4 protein-coding genes and 1 pseudogene are annotated in these 4,687 nt (G+C 49.2%); all 5 read right to left on the bottom strand.

Going from position 1 to position 4,687, the window contains the following annotated elements; translation table 11 throughout:
- Nucleotides 1-658, bottom strand: a pseudogene (locus Q0294_RS14680) (hypothetical protein); the annotation flags it as partial.
- Nucleotides 659-729: 71 nt separating this feature from the next.
- Nucleotides 730-1,209: a biopolymer transporter ExbD gene (locus Q0294_RS14685; protein ID WP_299466905.1), complete on the bottom strand. Its 480-nt coding sequence runs from the start codon at nt 1,207-1,209 to the stop codon at nt 730-732.
- A 20-nt stretch (nt 1,210-1,229) separates the two neighbouring features.
- Nucleotides 1,230-1,886: a MotA/TolQ/ExbB proton channel family protein gene (locus tag Q0294_RS14690; protein ID WP_299466908.1), complete on the bottom strand. Its 657-nt coding sequence runs from the start codon at nt 1,884-1,886 to the stop codon at nt 1,230-1,232.
- 20 nt (nt 1,887-1,906) lie between these two features.
- Nucleotides 1,907-2,806 carry a hypothetical protein gene (locus tag Q0294_RS14695; protein ID WP_299466911.1) on the bottom strand — a complete coding sequence of 300 codons (900 nt, stop codon included), beginning with the start codon at nt 2,804-2,806 and terminating at the stop codon, nt 1,907-1,909.
- A gap of 33 nt (nt 2,807-2,839) precedes the next feature.
- Entirely contained in the window at nt 2,840-4,540 is a 1,701-nt protein-coding gene (locus Q0294_RS14700; RefSeq protein WP_299466913.1) for a prenyltransferase/squalene oxidase repeat-containing protein, read from the bottom strand.
- Nucleotides 4,541-4,687: the final 147 nt, after the last annotated feature.

Consider the following 4,687-nt stretch of genomic DNA (forward strand, 5'->3'; position numbering starts at 1 on the left):
CCATGAAAAAGATCAGCAGCAAAAATGTCACATCCACCATCGGTGTCAGATCCATTTCTTCAAATTCCGACTCCGCAGAGCGAATCGAAAATCCGTCGTCGTCATCATCGTCTTCGTCGTCTTCTTCAACAACTGCGACTGTGGATGAAGCCGCCGCCGCTTGATTCGCTGGTGTTTTTATCTCAGTTTCAACAGCCGCAGCTACTGGTTCAGAAGGCAGACTTTGTACTGGAGGCTGAGCGACGGATTTCTCTGGAGGAGGTTCCTTCTCTCGTAGGGGTTCCTGTTTCTCAGGTGTGATTTTCTCGTCTTGGACCGGTATGTTCGCTGAGGGCTGAACTGCTTCCTCGGTTGCAGACGCCCGATCCCAGTCTTCGTCCAGAAGTTCGTCCCAGCTTTCTCCCAGTGGACCTAAATCGTCGAGGTCATCCAGCAGTTGATTTTCTTCCTGTTCAATGGCAGTGACAGTTTCAGGATGTTTCTGAACTTGAGGGGCTGTTATCGGTGCTTTTTCTATGATTTCTGGGCGGCGGTCTTCACTTTCTAAAGGGATCGAAATGCGACTGTGGCACGCCGGGCAGGAAACGGATTTCCCCGCTTTCTTACTGGCGACACTTAATCGCTGACCACATTTCCGACAATAAAACTTGATAGGCATTGCTGAATCAGTATTTCGTTTTCTGAATAAAGCTGTCTAACCCGGACGCGAGTTTTGATGACGATCAAAGCTCAATTATTTTTTTTCTCTTCAATACCGATATAAAATTTCACTCCATCCACTTCAGTGACAGCCCGTGTCACCTCCTGGACAAATCCGTGTGGCACACCGCGGTCTGCTTTGATAATGACATCCATGACACCATTTTGAACCCGCTCCCGGACTCGAGCGGTCAATTCAGCCAGTGTGACTTCCGTCGCACCACCCGACTCTTTCAATTCTACGACACTCTGTCCATTCAGACCGTTGCCATCATTGTGCACCAGCACAATGGTTGCGCCCCGTGTATCGACGCCGACACCATGTCGCGCCACCGGAACATCGGAATCTGTTGTCGCCTGCATGGTTGAAGTGACCATGAAGAAAATGAGCAACAGAAATGTCACATCAATCATGGGAGTGATATCCAGATCGTCTGCGCCCCCGCCTGACGCAGGTCGTTTCTTCCAGCCATCCCCATCGGAATTGAATAATGTTTTTTTCTGAGCCATGTTCGATTTGTCCTAAGGAATCATGACTTGCGTGATGTTTCAAGAATTTCCAGAAACTCGCCTGTATGTTCCTGAACGGAGTCCTGTAACTTGCCAATGCGAACATGAATTAAAGCGCCCGCCATGACCAGCGGGATCGCCACAGCCAGACCCGCGGCTGTGGTGAAGAGTGCAAAGCTGATTTCGCCCGCCAATTGGCTGGGGTCGCCCCCGGATTCCTGCATATTTCCGATCTTATCAAAGGCATTGATCATACCGATAACGGTTCCCAAAAGTCCGAGCATGGGCGCGCTTTTGACAATCGTGCTGATCCAGGACATTCGGTATTCCAGTTCGGCCAGAATATCCCGCTCGAACTTTTCTGCGAGCATTTGCCTGAGTTTTTTAGCGGGGCGTTCCATATTCGCCATCGCGACCAGAATCAATTGCGGAACCGCTTTGCTCCAGTAAGGAGGGGAATCACAGAGATTAATAACGGATTCATAATCCTTCTTTTCAATATCTTCGTGGATCTGGTCCAGGAATTCATTCGCCGCGTTTTGTGTGAGAAATCGTTTTTGGGAAATTTGTCTGACCAGCAGAATCACACAAAAAACGCCGTACATGGCGGTTAATCCCAGGGCGACGTAAATGGCGATGCCGGCAACATTTAATATGGGCGCAAGTGAGTAGTTCATAGGTGCCTGCTTTAGTGTCCTTATTGAAAATAAGTCTGACGGGTCACTTCGAAATTATATCCAGCCCGATCACCCCGCACTGTAAAATACGTACGGCGGATCTCGTCAAAATTCTTGTTTCTATATTGCTTTTCTATCGTGAGCAGCTTGTTTTCCGTTTCTTTCGGGTAAAAGTGGAACAGAATCGCCCCTGTGACGTTATGGCCGGCTTTTTTAAACAGACTGAGGTCGCTGGTTTTGCGTTCACCTCCTTGCCAGGTCATGTAGAGCCGTTTTTCCTCTGCACCTGACGATTCCGTTCTGGTGACTGGTTTGTCAGAAGAGACGTCAGACAGATAAATCATCTTGCCACTTTTCAGTAAGGCTCCCAGTTCGATTTTGAAATAATCCAGTTGCTTCGCGTAATCGATGAGTGAGCCTCGATCTGAAAACTTGATAAACCAGCGTTGTTCACGGGGAAGTCCTTTTTTGCCGGGACCGAATCCCAAAGCCCGTTTACCGGTACCGGCGGCGCTGCCGACTTTACCCGAGTTTGCGAGGTCGGTCTGCATTTGCTGCTGGACCTGCTGAGTTGCTTTGTCTGAGAGTTCTACGACACTATCGAGCATTTCCTCGACCTGGTTTTCTTCGTCGGGGGTGTCCACCTGGGAAGGATCATCGATCGGATCTTCCGGCGATTCCACCAGTAACGATTCGTCAGGTGAACCATCTTCCGCACCACCGGCCAGATCAATCATTTCCAGGGCGACCTCATTTTCCGTTTGAGGTAGCCGGTTTGTAATCCAGACAATCGACAGCCATAAGACGGCGATGATTAATGCCAGCACGATTGCGATCAACGATGAACTGACCTGATCATACTGCGTGACACGCATGACCGGTGATTTCCGATGATCATTTTGTGATTTAACCTGGGCCATCGTAAATGACTATCCTGTTACTCTCATTCTGAATTATTTCACCTTCGATTTGGGAAATTGATTCAACACTTCATAAAGATCAAATTTTTCATCGAACGGTTTCACACTGTTGTACCATTTTTGCCAGCGTTTTGTTGCCTCTTCGGACCACTGATCCACAAGTTTGATCCGTGCCTGTTCATCTACGTTTTCGCCGACATCCGCCAGAGGGTCTTCCGGCATTCCCAGACCACGAATTTTTCTGCTGAGCGTACATAAACCGTTTCGGGCTTCGATGCGGACACCCAGATCAGGGTCTTTCAAAGCGCGAATCAGGTAGGGGGCTACCCGAAAATCATTGGTGCGTGAGAGAGCCCAGATCGCGGTTCGACGTACATCCGGACTTCTGGCTTCGATGAGTTTTAAGACGCGGTCCTTCTGTTGAATGAGTTGTTCGCGGTCTCCCAGAGTGATCGTTTCCACCAGAGTTTCCTGGGTTGCTTCCAGATCGGCGGTTGCCGGGTCTTCCAGTTGTGCCAATAACTCGCTCAGATCGCCGGAGAGTTTTTTGCTTTCGATTTTTCCATTTCTCATCTGGACTTCTGCCAGATTTTTGGGAAGACCTCTGCCTCCTGCCAGCAGCCCGGAACCGACCGGTTCCGGCTTGTACCTGCGCCCCAGTGTTTTACCAGTCGCTTTTGAGAGAAAAATAATCGCCAGACAGGTGGATGCATCCGTGTTTCCGACGCCTTTCCAGCTTCCATCCGCCTGTTGGGTCGTCAGCAACTGGCGGGCCCCGTCTGCATACCAGTCGTGTGGTCCCAGCATTTGGGTATCGGCGATCGCTGCGATTCTTTCAATTCCATATAAATAATAGTTGGGCCATCCAACCGGATTACGGACGTTATAGTTTTTCACGATCCAGTTCAGGCCTTTCGCTTTTCCGCCTTGCAGGGCATCGTAGCTGACAGTCGGTTTGGTGTAGAGGTTTTGATCGTCTTCATTTTTTTCCTTATCTGTCAGTTCCACTTTTTCCAGGAAGCCAAAGCGTTTTTTCGAGGCCTTGTCTAACTTTTTTACCGGACCGCTGCGCAATTCCCCATCAGGATAGAGTTGCATCGAAATGATATACATGCTGCCTGTGCCCGCGACGGACATGGTATGTTTCGGTGTACTGGCTGAGGGATCATTGGGGTGATAACAAAAGCCGCCATCGGGAAGCTGGGTTGTTAAATGCCAGCGAGCCGCTTTATCCCAGACTGCTGTGGGAACAATCACCCCGGCACGTTCTGCCGCCCATAATCCCAGGACGGCATATTGGGAAATACTGGTGTCACCGTTACTCGGAGTTTCCTGAGGATAAAACCAACCACCGCCTGCAAGTTGGGTGCTGATGAGAAAGTTGGTTGTCGTACGGATTTCTGTCTGGTATTTTTCCGGGCTGACCGCTTCAAGGACCATCAATTGCACGCCAGCACAATAGTTGTAGTCCGAGCCCGGTGCGTAGCCTACTTCTCCTTTGCTGTCTTTTTGCTCATGATCCAGCAGGATGTTTTTCAGACAATTCTGAATGTACGGAGTTTCTGGTGATTCACCTGTTTTAATCAAGGTGTAAGCGACAAACGCATTTATGCCTGAGCGGCCATAATTTTCTCTTTTTTTAAGGTAGGCAACGCCGCGTTGGATGGCTGCATCAATTTCTGCTTTTGGAGGTTGTGAAGAGACGCTGATCGGGAAAAAGCTGAAAACGATCATTGCCCACAGCCACGATCTGGAAAGAGAAAGAGCGTGCCTGACATCGCAGTGCAAGATTTGAACAGCGCAATAAATATTCATATTGATGCGATAGCAATCTGAGATGAGAGAATATTGCTGAAAGGAAAATGAAGTCATAACTTCACC

The sequence above is a fragment of the uncultured Gimesia sp. genome, from assembly GCF_937919775.1.
In the GTDB taxonomy this organism is placed as follows: domain Bacteria; phylum Planctomycetota; class Planctomycetia; order Planctomycetales; family Planctomycetaceae; genus Gimesia.

Bases quoted from the DNA above. Each gene is read 5' to 3' on its own strand.
- Q0294_RS14685 (WP_299466905.1), bottom strand. From the start codon at position 1,209: ATGGCTCAGAAAAAAACATTATTCAATTCCGATGGGGATGGCTGGAAG.
- Q0294_RS14700 (WP_299466913.1), bottom strand. From the start codon at position 4,540: ATGATCGTTTTCAGCTTTTTCCCGATCAGCGTCTCTTCACAACCTCCA.
- Q0294_RS14695 (WP_299466911.1), bottom strand. From the start codon at position 2,806: ATGGCCCAGGTTAAATCACAAAATGATCATCGGAAATCACCGGTCATG.
- Q0294_RS14690 (WP_299466908.1), bottom strand. From the start codon at position 1,886: ATGAACTACTCACTTGCGCCCATATTAAATGTTGCCGGCATCGCCATT.